Consider the following 17,416-nt stretch of genomic DNA (forward strand, 5'->3'; position numbering starts at 1 on the left):
ACAATCCGTCTAAACCAGCAAGGCCCGCCTCGTGGCGGGCCGTTGCGCATGATATGCCATCAATCAAATCTGCATATCCTCATTTGTGAGACCTTGCCCGTGACCGACACGATCGAATTTCTGAAGACCCGCCGCTCCGTCAAGCCGCGCGAAATGTCCGGCAAGGGCCCCTCCTCCGCCGAGTTGGAAACCATCCTCACCATCGGCGCACGCGTACCGGATCACGGCAAGCTGGCACCGTGGCGCTTCATCGTGTTCGAAGGCGACGCGCGCAAGCGCGCAGGCAATGTGATTGCCACTGTCTTCGCCCGCAAGAATCCGGATGCGCCGCATGAGACCGTCGAAGCAGAGAAACAGCGCCTCACCGAAGCGCCGCTGGTCATCGCGGTGGTGTCCTCGCTCAAGCAGCACCCGAAGGTGCCCGCCTGGGAACAGGAACTATCGGCCGGTGCAAGCTGCATGAACATCGCCGCTGCAGCCACGGCGCTCGGCTATGGCGCCAACTGGCTCACGGGCTGGTACGCCTTCGATCGCGACGTGATGACCGGTCTCGGGCTCTCCGCCGAAGAAAAGCTCGCCGGCTTCATCCATATCGGCGGCAAGCCGGATCGCGTGATCGAGGATCGGCCTCGGCCGGAATTGAAGGATCTGGTGACGCGGTTCTAAAACGCTGTGCCGTAGCAACCATTAAAGCGCGGGACTTTTGATCCACGGAGTTCCGCGCTGGACGACGGTGTTAGCGTAGACGATGAGCTTCCTGGCACAGGCGATGAGTGCGGCCTGGTGGGCTTTCCCACGGGCCATCAATCGTCGGTAGAGGTCGATCAGAGCCGCATTCCACCGGAATGAAGCCGGCAAAGCGGCCGCGTACAGCGACCGGCGCAGCCGATCGCGCCCGCCGGCAATATGGCGTTGGCCACGGTGCTTGCCGCTGTCGTTATCAAACGGCGCAAGGCCAGCCAAAGCTGCAGCTTCCTCGCGGCTGATCTGGCCGAGCTCAGGCATGCGGATGACGATGGCAAGCGCGGTGCGTTCGCCGATACCGGGAATGCTAAGCACCAAGGCGAGGCGCCGCGCCAGATCATCATGCTGGCGCAGCAGAGCAGCAATCCGCTTGAGTTCGGCCCGGCGCCGCGCCTGCAAACGCGCAATGTCGCGAAGATAAAGACGTCGCTGCTGTGGCTCGCCAATATGCTCGAGGCGGATTTTGAGACGGGCGATGTCCTCCTCAGTCTGCTCAACAAAGGTGAGTTGGCCCGCTAATCCCGTCAGTCTGGCGTCCGGCGCAATATCGCGCGGCTCGGCCTGCGCGGTGTAAGCGGCGATCAGTTCGGCATCGAGAGCGTCATTTTTGGCGCGGCGTAGCCGTGACTTTGCAAAGTTTTTCACCTGTAGCGGTTGCAGCAGCAGAACCACAAAGCCGGCTCCCCGCAAATAGGCAACGACGCCGCTTTCGTAGCCGCCGGTGGCTTCGATTCCGACCTTGTTGACGCCAGCTCCGGCGAGGCGTGACGCCAGATCCCGCCATCCACTGACGCAATTCTCGATCTGCCATCGCTTTGACTGGCCGTGCAGCGCGATATCGAGCTTGTGCTTGGCCGTATCGATACCGGCCACCTGTGTGATAGTCTGTGTCATCTTCCTCGACCCTGCCTTGTGAAAGCGAACCTTGAGTTCCGGCAACCATCCGGGTCCGATGAAGGTGCTGGCGCGATCCCGCTACGAGACAGTCTCAGACGACTCAGGGCGGATACGATCCGATCGCCAGCGCTCTGCCGCGGATTGCACTCCGCGGCAGAGCATTCCTCTCGGAATGGCCTCACAATAACAGGTCGGGCTATTACAAGGGCGGATTAGGCGAAGCCGTAATCCGCCGCGGAGTTTCAGTCGTGAGCTCTGCCGGCGGATTACGCTGCGCTAATCCGCCCTACGGTTCACGCCGCTTGCGTCGCGCAGCAGCCGAATTTCTGCAGCAAAGCGTCGAGCTCGCCCGCTGGCTTCGCCGCGCTGAACAGATAGCCCTGCACTTCGTTGCAGCCCTCGGCGCGCAGCCGTTCCAGCTGCTCCATCGTCTCGACGCCTTCCGCCGTCGTGGTGATGTTCATGCTGCGTCCGAGCCCCGAGATCGCGCGCACGATGGCCATGCAGTCCGGACGCTCCACCAGATCCTTCACGAAAGAGCGGTCGATCTTGATCTTGTCGAACGGAAAGCTGCGCAGATAGCTCAGCGACGAATAGCCCGTCCCGAAGTCGTCCATGGAGATACGGACGCCGAGCGCGCGAAGCTGATGCAGGGTAGCGATGTTCGCTTCGGTTTCAGCGAGGAACACCGTCTCCGTGATCTCCAGTTCCAGGCGATGCGGCGGCAGGCCGGAATACGCCAGCGCGGCCACGACCACCTGAACCAGATTGCGGCTACGGAACTGCACTGGCGACAGATTGACGGCCACCTTGATATCGTCGGGCCACTTCGCAGCTTCCGCACAGGCGCTGCGCAACACCCATTCGCCGAGTGCCACGATCAGGCCGATGTCCTCAGCAACTGGAATGAAATCGGCAGGCGAAATCATGCCCTTTTCGGGATGCTTCCAGCGCAGCAGGGCTTCGAAGCCGACGATACGGTCAATTCCGATATCGACGAGAGGCTGATAGTGGAGTTCGAAGTCACCGTCGGCGAACGCACCACGCAGGTCGAGCTCCATATCGCGTCGCTTCTGCGCCTGCCGATCCATCTCGCGTTCGAAAAAGTGATGAACGCTCCCGCCTTCGGCCTTCGCGCGATACAGCGCCATATCCGCGTTTCGCATCAGCTCTTCGCTGGTCGTACCGTCTCCCGGTGATAGTGCGATGCCGATACTGGCGCCGATCACCACCTCGATGTCGTCGCCCATGTCATAGGGCATGCTGACGACCTGTATCAAACGCGCCGCGAATTCATTCACCTCGTTCAACGTGACCTCGGAGGTCAGAACGACCGCAAACTCGTCCCCGCCAAGGCGCGCAACGAGATTGTTTCCACGCACTTCGCCCCGCATGCGCTCGGCCACCTGCTTCAAAAGGCGATCGCCGGTCGGGTGACCGAAACTGTCATTGACGTTCTTGAACAGATCGAGATCGATGCACAACACCGCCACATGCCGTTCGGGTCGTGGTGGTCCAGCGCCTGCGCCAGGCGCTCCTGATAGAAAACGCGATTGGGCAGATCCGTCAGCGCATCATGATGCGCCATATGAGCGACACGCGCTTCGGCCTTACGACGCTCGGTGATGTCCACGATGGCGACGAGAAAACCATCCCGGCCGTCGAACACGACGCGACGGCCATAAGTGAGCACCTGTATCTCGGAGCCGTCAGCCTTGATGTGTCGCCAATTGCGGTCCGACTGATAGCTGTCGCCGAGCTGGGTCAGAGCGCGCGTATGCGCGTCCCATTCGTCGCGCGGCCAGATCTCTTTCAATTCCATGCGCAGCAGGGCTTCGCGCTCATAACCGTAATGGGAGACCGCGGCGTCGTTGACGCTCAGGAACCGCATGGTTTCGGCGTCGAATACCCACATCGGCATGGGGTTGCCGTCGAACAGCAAGCGGAACGAGGCATCACGCCGTTTGATCTCGGTGATATCGGACACGGTGAGCGACACCAGATCACCAAGCGCCGTCGCGGTCAGGCGCAAATGACGATCATCGCTATCGATTTCCAGCTTGCCGCTGGCTTCTTTCGCGATCATCGACAGCAGCCATCGCGTCACGTCCGGCAAGCAGAGTGCATGGCCGCCTTCGCTAAGCCTGCGCCATTGCAAATCGGTCAAAGCAACTTTCAGCAATCGCGCCGCACCCTGGTTGTGATGCACGATCTGGAAGTCGAACGCCTTGTTCGATGAGTCGCGAATGGCTGCGAGCGAGACGATACCTTCGTCGGTTGACGAGAAGATCGCATCCACCAGGTTGTAGCGGGGCCCTTGCTCGTTGATATAGGCGCCGACCAGCTTTACCCCCAACGCGAGGCAGTTGGCAGCGCCAGAATATCATAGGTCTGAACCAGGCCATCACGCACGCAATGCGCTACCGCGAGATGTGGCCGGTTGGTCTGGAGCGCGCAGTTCGCGGCATCGGTGAGCGCCCTTGCGCAATCCGGCAGCACGATGTCGAGCGGAATATCCCATCGATCGTCGGCAAGCCATTGCTGCGCATAACGGCCACTGCGCGATATCTCGAAACTATCACCGCGGGTCTTTAGCAGCACGATGTGATCCGCCATCCGCCCAAGGCTGCCGAGCATCACTTCTTCATAGCCGGGCAACACCTGGCCGGGCCGGACGGCAGCGCGCCACTTGCGCTGCAGCGCGGGGATGTCGTCAAAAACTTTGATGTCCGTGTTGACGGATAGTTTCTTGGCCGCGATCACGACGCATCCTTGCGCAAGCTTGTAGCGATGTCCGCTAATCAAGCCAGGCCGCTTAATGTCGTGTAAATGTTTTGCAGACAGATGCCGCTACGTCGTCATGCCACAGAACAAACTCATGCAATGGTTAGTTCGCGATTCACAACAATGACAGCCGGATGACGGTTAAGTCGCGTTTGATGCAAATGCAGACACACAAGCGCAGGCGCGACTGTCAGCGGGCGATGACTTCAATTTCGCCATCGACGCCATTGACGACATTGAAGGGCTTCTCGAACACCTTGCCTTCGTTTTTAGCGATGGCGCGATACTCGCCTTCGGCCAGCGTGACCTTCGGAAAGGCACCGATGGATTCCTTGATCACGTCGCCTGCGGGCGTGATCACCGACCAGGCGGTGTTCGCAAGCGCTTCACCGCCCTTGTCGCTCACCAGCTTCATGGTGATCACAGCGGCACGGTGCGTGATGGTGACGTCGGTCAGCTTGCTGGCTTGCACCCGGATATCGGAACGCACGACCGAATTGGCGTCGCCGTAATTGGAGATCAGGTAGTAGGTGCCCTCTTGCAGCAGCACGACATCGCCCGCGGCGACGTTCGGCAACAATGCTGCGCGTTCGCCACCGTCAAACTGGCTGCCCTTGTAGATGCTGAAAGAGATCTGGTTCGACGGGATCTTGCTGGTCCCGACACGCCCTTCGATACGCAGGCCGCCGGCAGGCAGCACGAAGGACTCGCGGTCGGTGTCCGACTTGATGGTGACCGGCCTGACTGCGCTTACGAGGCCGAGAGCGACATGCACGACATAGTTGCCGGGCGGCAGCACGATATTCGGCGTCGCCCCCCGGTCCTCGCGGATCATCTTGAAAGCCCCGGTCTCGTCGGGCCGGTCGGAATAGACACGCCAGATCAGCCCGCCATTCACCGGCGGCAGATCCTTGCCATAGCGCGCGCTGAGAGCCAGAGTACCCTGTACCGGGGCGGCCGGGCTGACCTGCACTGGCGATGACGCTGGCGGATTCACATTGGCGACGGGCGGCTGCAACAACGGCGCGGGCAGCAATGGGGCGGTGGACGGGCCGGACGGCGGTGCCAGACTTATGGCCGGCCCCGACGGGACATCCGGAATCGCGGCGGGTGGAACCGGCGCCGGACGGTCGCTGAAAAACTGAGCCGAGGCCAAGCTCGAAGTCATGACGACCTGCATCACGGCAAGGCCGAGCGTCAAAGCCAGCCGCCTGTTCCGGACGGATGTCTGCAAATCATGGCCCCGTGTGGTCATTGTCATGCTTTTCAACGAAAACGCGGCAAATTCAAGCCTTGACCGCTGTTAGCCCCCTGCTTTGGCAGCCCGGCGCCACCCGCGCCCCACCTTTCCGGGGGCTTTGAGCCCAGAGGTCGCCATCCAGTCACATTGGCCACTTAAGCCCTGGATATATTGCGTAAATGATGATCCATCGTCCGTCTGGCATGAAGGCGTTGCTGCGCTTAGATTGGCCGGCAAGCGTGAAAGGTCTTCTGTGCTGGAGATATTGATGGGGCGCGGCCAGAACGGCGCGAGTGGCCGTGAGAAACCCGGTCTGGGCAGTGTTCGACGCCCGGTCGTCGGCTTGGCTTTGGGCGGAGGCGCCGCCCGCGGTTTCGCACATATCGGCGTCCTGCGAACCCTGATTGCGAATGGCATCGTCCCGAATGTAGTCGTCGGCACTTCGATCGGCGCCGTGGTCGGTGGCTGTTATGCAGCCGGCTACCTGGATACCTTCGAGGAATGGGCCCGCAGCCTTCAGCCACGAAACATTTTCGGTTATCTCGACATTCGCCTGAATGGATCAGGCCTGATCGGCGGCAATAAGCTCGCCGCCCAGCTCGAGGCCTCGATCGGCAACCAGCTCATCGAAGACCTGCCGGTGAAATTCGCCACCGTGGCGACGGAAGTGCGTACAGGCCACGAGATCTGGCTGACCCATGGCCGGGTCGTCGATGCCATGCGCGCGTCCTACGCCCTGCCCGGCATCTTCTCGCCAATTCTGGTCGGCGACCGCTGGCTGGTGGATGGCGCACTGGTCAATCCGGTTCCGGTCTCCGCCGCCCGCGCGCTGGGCGCGGAAATCGTCATCGCCGTCAATCTCAGCAATGACGTGTTCGGCCATTCGATCACCATCTTCGACCATGGCAGCAGCGCCGAACCGGTCGAGCCGGTGGCCGAACCGGAAGAGCCGGCCAAGCCGAAGCGCAGCTTCACCAGCTTCTTTTCGGCCGAGCGCACCGTGAAGCGCGAATTCTTCGGGAGCAGCGAGCGGCCCGGAATCTCGACCGTGATGATCGACGCCTTCAACATCATGCAGGATCGTATCACCCGCGCCCGCCTCGCCGGCGATCCGCCGGACATGCATATCGCGCCGCGCGTGGGCCAATTCGGTCTGTTCGATTTCCATCGCGCCGACGACATGATCAAGCACGGCTCGCGCGCCACCGAACGCGCCATCGAAGGCATCCAGGAGGCCATCGAGATGCTGGTGCCGGAAGCGGCCAGATCTCCTGTGCCCGCTGTTGCGCAGAAGAAGGCCGCTTCGCAGGACCAGTAATGCAGATCGCGATGGCTTAAGCCGTCCCGATATATTCCTTCAGCGCTTCCTGCTCGTTCTCATATTCGCTGACGCGCGACTTCACGACGTCGCCGATCGAGATCAGGCCGACCACGCGACCGTCGTCGAGCACCGGCAGGTGCCTGAATTTGCCGTTGGTCATGCGCTCCATGATCCAGCCCACCGTGTCGGACGGCGAACAGGTCACGACCTTGCGCGTCATGACGGCACCGACATCCTCATCCAGCGCGCTGGCGCCGCGTTCGGCGATCACGCGCACGATGTCGCGCTCCGAAATAATGCCGTCGATCTGCTGCTTGGTCATCACCAGCACAACACCGATCTTTCGTTCGGCAAGCAATTTCACCACCGACGATACCTTGTCGCCCGGTGCGACGCTTTCCACGTGATGGCCCTTGCCGTCGAGAATTGCACTAACCAGCATTTTGTCGCCTCCTCACTGACCTGGCCCCTGCGATGAGCGCGGTCGTTCCTTCTTGTTCCAAACAAGCGGATACGGAGGCGAAGCCCGATGGTCTTGAGGTATGGGTGATCGAGCCTAACCACCGCTCACGCAGAACGGATTCGGCCTCGAGAGCCGAACCTGCCGGCGTGAGTCACCTGTCTGATTTGTAATGATGGGGATGTGCACTGCACCCGCAAGATGCGAGCACGTTCTCAGCGCAAGTCCGGCATGTCCGAAGAGGATGGCTCGGAATGCGTGCGCTGCGCCCGCGGAATCGGGTCGAACAGCGAAAACAGCAGCAGTCCAGCAGCAAAACCACCAATATGCGCCTGCCAGGCTACCGTCGCGCCTTCGCTGCCCACAGCGATCGAGCCCATGCCAAAGATAATATTGACGCCGAACCATACCGCGAGAAAACCGATCACCCGCGTATCGCGCAATGCGCGGAACAATGGTTGGGCCGGCACGCGGGCCGCTTCGTCGGCATCTCCGCGATTGAAAGACAGGAAACTGCCGCGCACGAAAGCAAAGCGGATCGCCGCTGCCATCGCGCCGGAAACCGAAGCAGAAGCACCAATCATCGGAGCGAGTTCGTGCGCATGGGTGACGAGATGCGCAGCAGCCCCACCGATCGCTGTCACCGCCATGAACAGGAAGAAACGCACCGCACCGAAGCGGCGCGCCAGCGCGCTGCCGAAGGGCAGCAGCCATAGAATATTGAAGCCGATATGGCTGAGATTGGCGTGCAGCAGCGAGTAAGTGACGAAGGTCCAGATCTCGGCACCCGTCCCGCCCGGGAACGGCATCGACAGCAGCGTCTGGTCGTAGCGCTTCGGGATGAAGCCGAACAGCTCGATTGTCCAGTATTCCAGGTCCACCGGCAGCAGCACGCGGATCAGATGAATGACCGCAAGCAGCCCGATATAGGCCGTCAGCGCGCCCGGCAGGGTCAATAGTGGTTCGCGCGGGGGATTTTCCGAAGGGTCCAAGGCGGCACGGTCTGTAACGGCTCTGGCGAGCGATGCCTCCAGATAGGCGGGTTTGGTGCCGCGATGCAAGATGGGTCCGCGAAGCGTCGAAGCGCGTACCACGAGCGCCAACCGTTGTCATGTTGACGACCGCAAACTGTATCTTATAAAATACAACCATGCTGCAAGTGATCCGAACGGAGCGCTACGCATCCTGGGCTCGGTCTCTTCGAGACGACCGTGCGGCAGCTAAAATCGCCATTCGCGTGGACCGTCTCGCTCACGGCAATGCTGGCGACGTCAAACCAGTCGGCGGCGGCGTCAGCGAGATGAGGATCGACTATGGGCCTGGCTACCGGGTCTATTTCGCGCGCCGCGGCAACACACTGATCCTCCTGTTATGTGGAGGAACGAAGAAATCGCAAACGGCAGACGTGGAAGACGCGAAGAGACTTCTTGCAGATTGGAAGACCGATGACCAAGACCGCTCCATATGACTCTGCGGAATTCCTGAAAACGCCGGAAGCCATTGAGTTTTACATGGCCGAGGCACTGGAGACCGGCGATCCCGCATTGATTGTTCATGCCCTTGGTGTTGTCGCACGTGCCAAAAGCATGTCCGGCATCGCAAACAAGACCGGCCTTGCGAGGGAGAACCTTTACAAGGCTCTGTCTGCCAGCGGGCGCCCGGAATTTGCGACCGTCATGCGCGTACTCAACGCGCTCGATCTGAAATTGACGCTCCAGCCGAAAGCCGGCCAGACTGCGAAAGGCGCTGGCCAAAAAAAGGCCCCAGCGCCTTGAGGCATTCGCGGGCTTAATCGGCTTTCCGCTTACCCGCCCGCCAATCGGCCGGTTTGACGATCTCACCGGATACGGGATCGATCCGAATTTCGACCTCGGCGCCATGGCTGTCGAAGCCTTCGACTTCCCAGCATCCTTTGCTGCGCTTGGCCTTCTTGACCGCATAGCCCAGCGTTTCGGCTTTCTCGATGGCCTTCTCGATCGGCATGCCCTGCCCGGCAGCTTCGGACTTGCAGACGATGTCATCGGCATGTGCGCCCCCGCGGCCAAAACAAGCGACGCGGCGATCAGGGCAATGGCTGGGTATTTCATGGTTCTTTCTCCAAATCGATGAATGACCCGGCTGATGCCATATCGTCGCCGCCGCTTTCCTGACACCGCCTGTCAGGGAGCCGTCAGCGAGGCTTCGCTAGGTTCGGGACAGCTCAACCGACCGGAGATGCCCCATGATGCCCGCCATGTTCCTGCTCGCCGTTACGCTGCCTCTGATGGCAGCGGTCGAATTGCACCTCGACACATTCGTGATCCTGATGATTCTGGTCTGTGCCGTGGCCGGCTTGACGGCACCGGCAGGCGGAGGCCACGCTGCAATGAGGACACGCCGGCCGATGGACGCGCCGAACGATCCTGCCAACGAGACCGATGACAAGCCACTCAACAAGCCGGCACCGCGCATGCGTGAATCCGCCCTCGCTGGATGAATGGCCAGACACCAAAACCCGGAGCTCGCGATGATCATCCGCGCCAGCGCAATCACCCGCACCGCGATGCTGATCGGCATCTTGCTGACTGCTCTGGTCGTCGGCAGCGCCGCGACGCATGTGGCGGTTGCCAAGGATGACAAGTCCGAATGCAAGCGCTCGCAAGACTGTGCCCTGCAGGCGCTCAATAGCGGGGATATTCGTCCGTTGACAGAAGTGCTGGCCGTGGCTCGTGACAAGCTGCCTGGCGAGGTCATCAAGGTCGAGCTTGATCGCGACGATGGAGTTTGGGTCTATGAGATCAAGGTGCTCACGGCATCCGGCAAACGGCGCGAGATCGAGATCAATGCGCAGACCCTCGCGGTCATCAAGATCGACTGACGCATGCGCATTCTGGTGGTAGAGGACGAACCGCGGATCGCCGCAGATATCCGCAGCGGACTAGAAGCTGCGAACTATGCCGTGGAAACAGTCGTCGATGGCAACGAGGCCTGGTTCAAGGGCGAGACCGAAGACTATGACGCCATCGTGCTCGATCTCGGCCTGCCCCGCCTCGATGGCCTCACGGTGCTGCGGCGCCTCCGCGAAGCCGGCATCGCGACGCCGGTTCTGGTGCTGACCGCACGCGACGGCTGGCGCGACAAGGTGGAAGGCATTGATGCCGGTGCCGATGACTATCTGGCAAAGCCGTTCCAGATGGAGGAGCTGCTGGCCCGCCTGCGCGCGATTACACGACGCGCCGCTGGACAGGCGTCAGCACTGATCAAGGCCGGCCCGCTCGAACTCGATACCCGCTCGCAGACCGCCACCATTGATGGCCGCTCGCTTGCGCTGACGGCCATGGAATATCGCCTGCTTGCTTATCTGCTTCTGCATCGCGGGCGCACGATGTCGCAGGGCGAATTGCTCGAACATATCCATTCCGGCGATGCCGACCGCGACATCAACGCCGTCGAGGCCATCGTCGCACGTTTGCGCAAGAAGCTCGGATTTCCGCTGATCGAGACCCATCGCGGCCGCGGCTACTGCATTCCGGCGGCGCCATCGTGAATACGCGTTCGCTCTCGTTCCGGCTCAGTTGTGCAGCGGCGCTGGCCATCGCCATCGCGCTCGGTCTCGCTGCGTTCGGCCTGAAGACCATCTTCAATCAGGAAATCGAGCGCCGTGCTGCGGCCGAACTCGGCCAGATCGTCGTCTCGATTGCGGCTCAGGTGAAGGTGGATGCGAGCGGCGCGCCCTCGCTCGAGACGCCGCTGTCCGATCCGCGCTTTGAGACGCCGTATAGTGGGCTGTATTGGCAGATCAGTCATGCCGACAATAGCGCGCGATCCCGCTCACTGTGGGACTTCTCGCTCACCGTACCGCATGACCAGCACGGTGACGCACGCTGGACGACCAATCTCGTCGGTCCCGACCGCGCAAAACTGCTGGCCGTCGTTCAAACGATTGCTGTCACGACTGCGTCGGGATCGGATGCGCGCCTGCAGATCGTCGCTGCATTGGACAGGTCGGATCTCGCAGCGTCCCAGCAATATCTGTTCAGATTGCTGGTGCTGTCGCTGAGCGCTCTCGGCATCATTCTCGTCATCGCGATGTCGATCTTCATCCGCCTCGCACTGCGCCCATTCGATGAATTGGGACGCGGGCTGCGGCGCATTCACGCCGGTAGCAGTCGTACGCTCGGCGGCGGCTTCCCGGACGAAGTGCAGCCGGTGGTCAACGATCTCAATCGCCTGATCGCATTTCAGGATGCAGCGCTGGAGCGAGCCAAAACCCATGCCGCGGATCTCGCCCATGGATTAAAGACGCCGCTGGCTGTTCTCGGAGCAGTCGCCCGACAAGCACGGCAAGATGATCGGAACGACATCGCCGATCCCATCGACGAGCAGACCTTGCTGATGAGCAAGCAGGTCGATCGCGTCCTTGCGCGCGCACGCGCTGGTGTCTCGGCCGCACTGAGCCGCGGCGCCATTCCCATAGCACCCGTCGCCGACAAGATCGTCCGTGCGCTGCGGCGATTGCCTGACGATCGCGGGCTGCAATGGGACTGCGATATCGCAGCCGATGCCAGCTTTCACGGCGATGACGGCGATCTCACCGAGATGCTGGCCAACTTGCTGGACAATGCGCGCAAATGGGCCACGACGCGCGTGTGTCTCATTGTGACGCAGAGCGACGGGGAAACCGTGTTGCGCGTCGAGGATGACGGCCCCGGCCTGCAGACCGAACAGATGCAGTCGATCGGGCGCGGTCAACGCTGGGACGAGACCCTGCCCGGTACCGGCTTCGGGCTCGCCATCACACGCGATCTCGCCGAGGCCTATCGGGGCGGATCGAGCTGGAGAGCTCAAAGCTTGGCGGGCTCAGCGTCGCCGTAATCCTGCCAAGGCCGGCCTGAGGACCACCCGGCAAAGAAAAAGGGAGAGCCTCTGAGAAAGGCTCTCCCTGGCCTGATCGATCTTCTCGCGCCGGGCGACGTGTATCGACCATATGGCCGACATCCCCACCCCTCCCCGCGCGGTGACCGTCTTGTTTGACGACAACCCTGTGTATCGAAGCGCGCGAAGCGAACCGCTGGAGACAGCCCGCTCCGCTCTGGAGTGCGAGAAGAATACCTGTTGTCCCCGCGATCTCAAGAACATGGTAAAAATAACCTTAACGACGGAAAGCCAAAGCGACTCAGTGGAAAACGACGTTTCGGCATGGACGCTGCAATGACCGGTCTGCACAACATGTAGCGGTCGGACATGGATGGATTCGGGACAGACTTGTCCCTGTCGCCAGCTGACCGGGTCAGGATCAGCGCGCATGAAACATCCATCGAGCCGGAAGTTCTTCGCCTATTGGGACGAAAAACGCGGTTTTGCGCGTGCGCCCGATCGCAGCGAGATCGAACCCGGCCCGGTTCGGGAACTGCTCGGCGACATTTTCGTGCTCGGTTATGACAAGCCGGCAGGCTTCCCGTTCCGGGTCGCCGGTACCAGAGTTTGCGCCATGTTCGGCCGCGACTTGAAGAGCGAGTCGTTCCCGCAGCTGTTCGGCGCTGCCGGTCGGAGCGACATCGAGGAGATGGTTACGGTCGTTTCCGAGGAGCTTTTGGTGGCCGTCGCCGGCGTGACCGCGCATACCGAAACCGGCGACAAGGCCCATCTCGAAATGATGCTGCTGCCTTTCGCCGCGCGGGCCCATACGCCGATCAGCCTGACCGGGCTGCTGGCGTCCATGACGCCGGTGATCGGCCGGCTCGGACCGCTTGAAATGACGTCTTTCCGGTATCTCGCCCATCAGCCGCAGCGCTTCGCGCCGCGTATTTTGCGCAAGCTGCAGGCGGCGCGCGGCCTGATGGTCTATGAAGGCCTGAGCTAAGCTCCCCCTGGCTGCCAGGCTTGAGAGCCACGCGACGTGGTTGCGCCGAAACGGTATTTGCTAACGCGCCATTAACCTTGCAGGCCTTACGGTCGGTGGCAATTGCTCCGCAGGACCGGCCTGACACCGATGGCGCTCGCCCAAACCAAATCGATTCTTCCTTCCGCAGAAGAACGGCGACGCTTCCAGCGCGTGAAAGTTCATCTTCTGGGCCGGTACATGCTGCCGGACCGTCGTGAATTCCCCTGCCAGGTCATCAACATGTCCCCAGGCGGCCTTGCACTGCTCGGCCCCGGCATCGGCAATATCGGCGACCGCGTCATCGCCTATCTTGACCATATTGGCCGCGTCGAAGGGAAAGTCACCCGCATCATCGACAACGGCTTCGCCATGACCGTCGGTGCCACGCCCCGGAAACGCGACAAGCTGGCGGCGCAACTGACCTGGCTGGCCAATCGCGACATCCTCAACCTGCCCGAGGATCGTCGGCACGATCGTATCGTTCCGCGGAACCCAATCGCGGTGCTGACCCTCGAGGACGGCGTCCAGATGAATGGCCGTATCATCGATCTGTCGCTGTCCGGCGCAGCCATCGCGGCCGAGAAGCGTCCGCCGCTGAACGCCCAGGTCATGCTCGGCCGCATCTCGTCTCGCGTGGTCCGTCATCTCGAAGAAGGCTTCGCGCTGGAGTTCGCGCATGAGCAGTCTCCGGATACGTTGGAAGACAGCGTCAACGCCCGGTAAACGGGAAAGCGCACCAAATCCCGATTTTGCAGCATTGTGAGTGCGCTATCTGCGTCAGCAGATACCGCACGCACATGATCGCCTTAACCGCAGCGGTTAACGCGCACGATGCGGGAGATGCACACGTCCCGATTTTCCAGCATTGCAACGATTAACGCGGCAAATTTTATGCGAACTCGATTGCATAAAATTTGAATCAAGTTCGCCGCGTGTTTGAATCGTAGTCGTCTCAATTGTCGTTCGCCGACTTAGCGGCGACGAAAATCCTTCCTGCCAATGATGGTCCCAACAAAAACGGGGGCCACAATGGCTGGTAACAAGGGGCGTATCACTGGATTTGTCGTTGCGGCAATCCTGTGCGGACTAACGGTTTCGGCACATGCTGCCGGCGAAAAACTCTATGCAAGCCTCGGCGACACCACGCGTGCGCCGATCGGTTGGGTCGAATTCTGTTCGGAGAATCCGGTCGAGTGCCGCGGTGGCGCCACGCAGCCACGTGACATCGTCATCACGCAGACTGCGTGGAAGGATCTGGTGCGCGTCAATCGTTGGGTCAACGAGACGATCAAGCCGCTCACCGACATGGATCATTGGGGCGTGATCGAGAAGTGGTCGCTGCCCGACGATGGCTACGGCGATTGCGAAGACTACGTGCTGCTGAAGCGCAAGATGCTGATCGAGGCTGGCTGGCCGCGTGAAGCACTGCTGATCACGGTGGTGCGCGACAAGAAGGGCGACGGCCATGCCGTGCTCACCGTGAAGACCAACAAGGGCGAATACGTTCTCGATAATCAGAACGAGAATGTGCTGGCCTGGACCGAGACTGGCTACCGCTTCGTCAAGCGTCAGTCGCAGAGCGATCCCAACCAGTGGGTCTCGCTCGGTGACAATCGCCCGGCAACCGCCACCGCCAGCGCTCGCTGATCACAACAGGAATTGGAGACACGCGACCCGGTCACATCCCCACCCCTCCCCGTCCCAGACCGGATCGCGCGCGCCCGAGCTTCCCCCAAAGCTCGGGCGCAACTTTTTTGACGGTTGAACTGATCTCTTCGAAGCCGCACGAAACGCGTCGCACGGAGACAGTCATGCATCAGTCGCGACGCGATCGATCGCGATCAGGCTTTCCATCGATTTGATGACCGAACCGTGCAAGCGCAGCGGCCGAGACGCGCCGACCAAACCGACGCTCAAATTCGCAAAACATCCATACGAATGCCATCGCCAATGCGCAGACGGTGGCCATGAAGAACAGCGTGAGATGAGAAATATCGAGGATCATGATCATGCGCTCGGTTTTGCAAATCGAAACTCGCAATTGACGAACCAGCCGACCTGACGTCCCCCTCGCGCCTATGAAGCCGCGCTGCCCCCGCAACGCGCGGATTAAACTACCGCTGCACCGCAGGTTGCGACTTTAGTAGCACGACTTCGGAATATTCATAACTGCAACGCGCGAAAAGCTCCTCTACGCTGAATGCATAGAGACGCGGATATGCGATCACTGCGTTATTCGCAGACTTCAACGCGGCGAACACGCCAGCCTTTTGCGGTACGGATGCGTTGATTGGCCAGACGACAGCCGCCCAGATCTTCATAACGGTAGATCGACGGATAGCCGAAACCATATCCGTAGCGACCATAGCCGTAATAGCCCGGATATCCCCAACCGAAACCGGGACCGCCAAAACCACGATAGAAGCCGTGTCTGTGAAAACCTCCGCCCGCCGAAGCACTCGTGGGGATCGACATTGCACAAGCAACAGTCACCAAAAATCCCAATATCGCCTTGCGGAACATTCGCTACTCTCCATCATGCGCAATCGCGCATTGATCATCAGTAGCTATCTATCCGCATTGCGACCATCGTGAAATTCGGCAACCGTCACTTATTCGCGAGCTTGCACGCAGCGGATCATATGCGACACGACTATGCCCGCGTCAGCATCCCTTGCAGATGTTCTTCACCTTGCGGTCGACGTCGCGATCCTGCTTATCGACGAGATCGTTGCCCGTGCTTGGCTTGCCATCATACGACGGCTGGCCTGTGCCGCTCGCACCGGTGGTAATGCCGGCCGGCGCCCGTCCGCCGCTGGCATTCGCCGTACCAGCGCTGTTGGTGCCAGCAGTGCCGCCGGCCGCGCCACCTCCAGCACCGCCGCTTTGTGCGAGAACCGCCCCTGGTGACAGCAGCAAAACAGCTGCGAGGCCGGCAACGAAACGCGATGTATGAGCCATGAGAAATCTCCCTTGGCGCATCAACGGCCGGTGATAGCTAGCGTTCCGTGCCCGGAACGAATTCGGTGCGTGGCGCTTGATTTCACGACAGATGGGCGCGCCATGCGGAAGCTAATCACGTTCGATGACGACACACTGGGTAGACTGACGCAGCTCGGTCGTGATCGGGGGACAACGATGCAGCAGCTTGCTGACGAAGCTTTTGCTGATCTGCTGCAGAAGCATGGCGTCCCGACCGACCTCGATGATGCGTTACGCAGAAGCGTGAATGAGGTTGGCCAATCCACATCGGATCGCAAAACGACAAGGCGCCGAAACAATACCCCCGCAACAAGGAAGCGACCACATGCCAAACGAGCCGCAAAGAGATCCGTTCATCGAGGGTGAAGGCGCAGCCAGCAAAAATATTCCCGCCGAAGGCAACCCGTATCAGGAGGGGACTGAAGATTATGCGCTCTGGAGCGCGGGCCACGAACGCGTTGCCAGTGCGATAGAAGCGCGGGAGTCGGAAGGCACGTGAGCCTTCCGACCGTAGCCGTGATCAGCCGATCTTCTTCATACCCTGCTTGAAGCGCGGGCCATTGGCGGCATAGAAGCGCGCCGCGCTGCCCATTGCCGCAACCTGCTCCGGCGAGAGCGTGCGAATGACACGTGCGGGCGAGCCGATGATCAGCGAGTTATCGGGAAATTCCTTGCCCTCGGTAATGACCGAGCCGGCACCGACAATGCTGTTTTTGCCGATGCGTGCACCGTTCATCACGATCGAGCCCATGCCAACAAGCGCGCCATCTTCGATGGTGCAGCCGTGCAGGATCACATTGTGCCCGACGGTGCAGTTCTTGCCGATGGTCAGCGGAAAGCCCTTGTCGGTGTGGCAGGTGCAGTTGTCCTGCACGTTTGAACCTTCACCGATCTCGATCCATTCATTGTCGCCACGAAGCACGGCGCCGAACCAGACGCTGGCCTGTGGTTTCAGACGGATCTTGCCGATCACGTCAGCCGTCTCAGCGATGAAGTAATTTCCGTCGGCCGGAAGGTCCGGACCCTGCCCGTCGAGTTCGTAGATTGCCATGAGTGCGTGGTCTCCCTGTGACGAGCACACTGCCATGAAGCGGCAGGCGGAGACCAGTCTGCACTTACGATGAG

At 60.9% G+C, this 17,416-nt stretch carries 21 protein-coding genes and 1 pseudogene; 12 read left to right on the forward strand and 10 right to left on the reverse strand.

Going from position 1 to position 17,416, the window contains the following annotated elements:
* Nucleotides 1–99: 99 nt before the first annotated feature.
* Nucleotides 100–666 (forward strand): nitroreductase family protein, encoded by a 567-nt coding sequence (locus RPMA_RS18920; protein WP_211909224.1) that lies wholly within the window; start codon nt 100–102, stop codon nt 664–666.
* 21 nt (nt 667–687) lie between these two features.
* On the opposite strand, the gene RPMA_RS18925 is transcribed toward RPMA_RS18920, so the two are convergent.
* From RPMA_RS18925 to RPMA_RS18935, 3 genes and pseudogenes are all read right to left on the reverse strand, one after another.
* Nucleotides 688–1,683, reverse strand: coding sequence for an IS110 family RNA-guided transposase (locus RPMA_RS18925; protein ID WP_249225295.1), 996 nt, complete (start codon nt 1,681–1,683; stop codon nt 688–690).
* A 251-nt stretch (nt 1,684–1,934) separates the two neighbouring features.
* Nucleotides 1,935–4,404 (reverse strand): annotated as a pseudogene (locus RPMA_RS18930) (putative bifunctional diguanylate cyclase/phosphodiesterase).
* A gap of 211 nt (nt 4,405–4,615) precedes the next feature.
* The gene (locus RPMA_RS18935) at nt 4,616–5,680 is read right to left on the reverse strand and encodes a hypothetical protein (protein WP_408056450.1); all 1,065 of its coding nucleotides are present in this window, start codon (nt 5,678–5,680) and stop codon (nt 4,616–4,618) included.
* Between the two features lie 238 nt (nt 5,681–5,918).
* On the opposite strand from RPMA_RS18935, the gene RPMA_RS18940 reads away from it, so the two are divergent.
* Nucleotides 5,919–6,983, forward strand: coding sequence for a patatin-like phospholipase family protein (locus tag RPMA_RS18940; protein WP_211909225.1), 1,065 nt, complete (start codon nt 5,919–5,921; stop codon nt 6,981–6,983).
* Between the two features lie 16 nt (nt 6,984–6,999).
* Here the strand turns inward: RPMA_RS18940 and RPMA_RS18945 are convergent, their stop codons facing one another.
* Together RPMA_RS18945 and RPMA_RS18950 are read right to left on the reverse strand one after the other, a co-directional pair.
* Nucleotides 7,000–7,428 (reverse strand): CBS domain-containing protein, encoded by a 429-nt coding sequence (locus tag RPMA_RS18945; RefSeq protein ID WP_211909226.1) that lies wholly within the window; start codon nt 7,426–7,428, stop codon nt 7,000–7,002.
* Nucleotides 7,429–7,661: 233 nt separating this feature from the next.
* The gene (locus RPMA_RS18950) at nt 7,662–8,402 is read right to left on the reverse strand and encodes a rhomboid family intramembrane serine protease (protein WP_408056451.1); all 741 of its coding nucleotides are present in this window, start codon (nt 8,400–8,402) and stop codon (nt 7,662–7,664) included.
* A 194-nt stretch (nt 8,403–8,596) separates the two neighbouring features.
* On the opposite strand from RPMA_RS18950, the gene RPMA_RS18955 reads away from it, so the two are divergent.
* Together RPMA_RS18955 and RPMA_RS18960 are read left to right on the forward strand one after the other, a co-directional pair.
* Complete coding sequence (locus RPMA_RS18955; protein ID WP_211909227.1) at nt 8,597–8,914, forward strand: type II toxin-antitoxin system RelE/ParE family toxin; 318 nt, start codon at nt 8,597–8,599, stop codon at nt 8,912–8,914.
* On the forward strand, nt 8,892–9,221 hold the full coding sequence (locus tag RPMA_RS18960) for an addiction module antidote protein (RefSeq protein WP_211909228.1): 330 nt from the start codon (nt 8,892–8,894) through the stop codon (nt 9,219–9,221). The genes RPMA_RS18955 and RPMA_RS18960 overlap by 23 nt, the downstream gene beginning before the upstream one ends.
* Before the next feature lie 13 nt (nt 9,222–9,234).
* Here the strand turns inward: RPMA_RS18960 and RPMA_RS18965 are convergent, their stop codons facing one another.
* Nucleotides 9,235–9,429, reverse strand: a complete 195-nt coding sequence (locus RPMA_RS18965) for a PepSY domain-containing protein (RefSeq protein ID WP_249225297.1) — start codon at nt 9,427–9,429, stop codon at nt 9,235–9,237.
* Nucleotides 9,430–9,667: 238 nt separating this feature from the next.
* Here RPMA_RS18965 and RPMA_RS18970 point away from each other — a divergent pair, with 238 nt between their 5' ends.
* The 7 genes from RPMA_RS18970 (at nt 9,668) to RPMA_RS19000 (ending at nt 14,956) form a co-directional block, all read left to right on the forward strand.
* Entirely contained in the window at nt 9,668–9,922 is a 255-nt protein-coding gene (locus tag RPMA_RS18970; protein WP_211909229.1) for a hypothetical protein, read from the forward strand.
* Between the two features lie 30 nt (nt 9,923–9,952).
* Nucleotides 9,953–10,303 (forward strand): PepSY domain-containing protein, encoded by a 351-nt coding sequence (locus tag RPMA_RS18975; RefSeq protein ID WP_211909230.1) that lies wholly within the window; start codon nt 9,953–9,955, stop codon nt 10,301–10,303.
* A gap of 3 nt (nt 10,304–10,306) precedes the next feature.
* A complete protein-coding gene (locus RPMA_RS18980; RefSeq protein ID WP_211909231.1) occupies nt 10,307–10,972 on the forward strand; it encodes a response regulator transcription factor in 666 nt (221 codons plus the stop codon).
* On the forward strand, nt 10,969–12,300 hold the full coding sequence (locus RPMA_RS18985) for an ATP-binding protein (protein WP_249225299.1): 1,332 nt from the start codon (nt 10,969–10,971) through the stop codon (nt 12,298–12,300). The genes RPMA_RS18980 and RPMA_RS18985 overlap by 4 nt, the downstream gene beginning before the upstream one ends.
* A 430-nt stretch (nt 12,301–12,730) precedes the next feature.
* The gene (locus tag RPMA_RS18990; RefSeq protein WP_211909232.1) at nt 12,731–13,288 is read left to right on the forward strand and encodes a PAS domain-containing protein; all 558 of its coding nucleotides are present in this window, start codon (nt 12,731–12,733) and stop codon (nt 13,286–13,288) included.
* A 129-nt stretch (nt 13,289–13,417) separates the two neighbouring features.
* Nucleotides 13,418–14,032, forward strand: a complete 615-nt coding sequence (locus RPMA_RS18995; protein WP_211909233.1) for a PilZ domain-containing protein — start codon at nt 13,418–13,420, stop codon at nt 14,030–14,032.
* Nucleotides 14,033–14,338: 306 nt separating this feature from the next.
* Nucleotides 14,339–14,956 (forward strand): transglutaminase-like cysteine peptidase, encoded by a 618-nt coding sequence (locus RPMA_RS19000; protein WP_211909234.1) that lies wholly within the window; start codon nt 14,339–14,341, stop codon nt 14,954–14,956.
* A gap of 169 nt (nt 14,957–15,125) precedes the next feature.
* On the opposite strand, the gene RPMA_RS19005 is transcribed toward RPMA_RS19000, so the two are convergent.
* The 3 genes from RPMA_RS19005 to RPMA_RS19015 form a co-directional block, all read right to left on the reverse strand.
* On the reverse strand, nt 15,126–15,314 hold the full coding sequence (locus RPMA_RS19005) for a hypothetical protein (RefSeq protein ID WP_211909235.1): 189 nt from the start codon (nt 15,312–15,314) through the stop codon (nt 15,126–15,128).
* 227 nt (nt 15,315–15,541) lie between these two features.
* The gene (locus RPMA_RS19010) at nt 15,542–15,832 is read right to left on the reverse strand and encodes a hypothetical protein (protein ID WP_211909236.1); all 291 of its coding nucleotides are present in this window, start codon (nt 15,830–15,832) and stop codon (nt 15,542–15,544) included.
* A gap of 141 nt (nt 15,833–15,973) precedes the next feature.
* On the reverse strand, nt 15,974–16,270 hold the full coding sequence (locus tag RPMA_RS19015) for a hypothetical protein (RefSeq protein WP_211909237.1): 297 nt from the start codon (nt 16,268–16,270) through the stop codon (nt 15,974–15,976).
* Nucleotides 16,271–16,616: 346 nt separating this feature from the next.
* On the opposite strand from RPMA_RS19015, the gene RPMA_RS19020 reads away from it, so the two are divergent.
* Complete coding sequence (locus RPMA_RS19020) at nt 16,617–16,790, forward strand: hypothetical protein (RefSeq protein ID WP_211909238.1); 174 nt, start codon at nt 16,617–16,619, stop codon at nt 16,788–16,790.
* A gap of 21 nt (nt 16,791–16,811) precedes the next feature.
* Here the strand turns inward: RPMA_RS19020 and RPMA_RS19025 are convergent, their stop codons facing one another.
* On the reverse strand, nt 16,812–17,342 hold the full coding sequence (locus tag RPMA_RS19025) for a gamma carbonic anhydrase family protein (RefSeq protein WP_211909239.1): 531 nt from the start codon (nt 17,340–17,342) through the stop codon (nt 16,812–16,814).
* Between the last annotated feature and the right edge of the window lie 74 nt (nt 17,343–17,416).

The sequence above is a fragment of the Tardiphaga alba genome (assembly GCF_018279705.1).
Taxonomy (GTDB): Bacteria; Pseudomonadota; Alphaproteobacteria; order Rhizobiales; family Xanthobacteraceae; genus Tardiphaga; species Tardiphaga alba.